Here is a 1,230-nt window from a genome sequence, read left to right on the forward strand (position 1 = left end):
TGTTCCATAACCCATTCAAGAGCAGGTTTACCATTTACGATATATTCATAGGCTTCAAGAGGGATATCTGTCATTGTGATATGATCATTGTAAATCACTGTAGATTTATCTTTTTTCTTACACTTCTTAACTTTTGCGAATTTCATTTTTGTAACATAATAAAATTCTTCAGAATTAGAAATGTCTGTTAGCTTTGAATACCCCTTTTTAAAGGTGACGGGATAAGGTTCTACAGTTTCATAATTGACATGCAAGTGACCAAGTTCACGCCCTGCATGAACAAAAGCCCAAAAATCTTCAGCGGTTTTCACACAAGGGATACGAGGCAATTCTTTAGAGAGATTATCAGCATAACGGGTGCGGTAATCTTCTGAATGCAAAATACCGTAAACATAATAAAAGATATCATCTTTAGAGATTTTCTCACTAGGGTAAGCCGCTTTAAAATGCTCTAATCCTTCATCAGTGAGTGCATCATGCCGTTGTAAACCAACGGTTTCATCATTCTTTATAGAGCTTTCAAATAAATGGGGCTGCTTTGTATTTTTATCTTTTGAAATCGTAGCATCTTCGTAAAGATAGCGTGGAAAGCATTGACTAGCCTCTATTGCACTATAATCAGGCAAAGTATTCGTCATGAGCACAGAGAAGCCTTTCATCGTTCCTGTTCCTGTAAGTTGTATAACCTTATTTTCAACGGCTTGTCTCATCGAAAATATATGTGGCATTTGAGAGACTCTCTCATTGAAAGTGCGGTTGTAATAAAGCCATTGCTTTGTAAAAGGACGATAAAGATTTTTAACTAAGCAACTATTTTCAAATTCAAAAAACTTTCCTCTTACCAATTCTTGTTTAAGACTACTACTCCAACTAATTTTGCTTGCGTCTGAATTCACGAAACTGTCTACAACCTTTTTACGTGTCTCGTGATCAGAATGTAGATAGCTGTCATTAAAACGCTTCACTTCACTATTATAGAAGATAATCATATTGTTCATATTTTTTGCTAAAGCGTCACAACTCGAGTTATATGTCCACGCATCACGGTTGGTTTTAAGACCACAGGCATAAGTCTCAAAAAGCTTTTTATCATACCCTTTTTTAACACCTAAAGCTAAAAATGCTTTAAAACTATTATCACGTTGACCAATCCAATCACCATGCTTATCTGGTGTAATAAGCTGCCAACCTTGTTTTTGTTTAATGCCATCAATACTCTTAAAAGACTCT

At 35.4% G+C, this 1,230-nt stretch carries 1 protein-coding gene; it reads right to left on the minus strand.

What is annotated here, in order from left to right; translation table 11 throughout:
• A partial coding sequence (locus BN67_RS14600) for a type ISP restriction/modification enzyme (protein WP_033313460.1) occupies nucleotides 1–1,230 on the minus strand: 1,230 nt, incomplete at both ends.

Source organism: Bartonella rattaustraliani AUST/NH4 (assembly GCF_000312565.1).
Taxonomy (GTDB): Bacteria; Pseudomonadota; Alphaproteobacteria; order Rhizobiales; family Rhizobiaceae; genus Bartonella; species Bartonella rattaustraliani.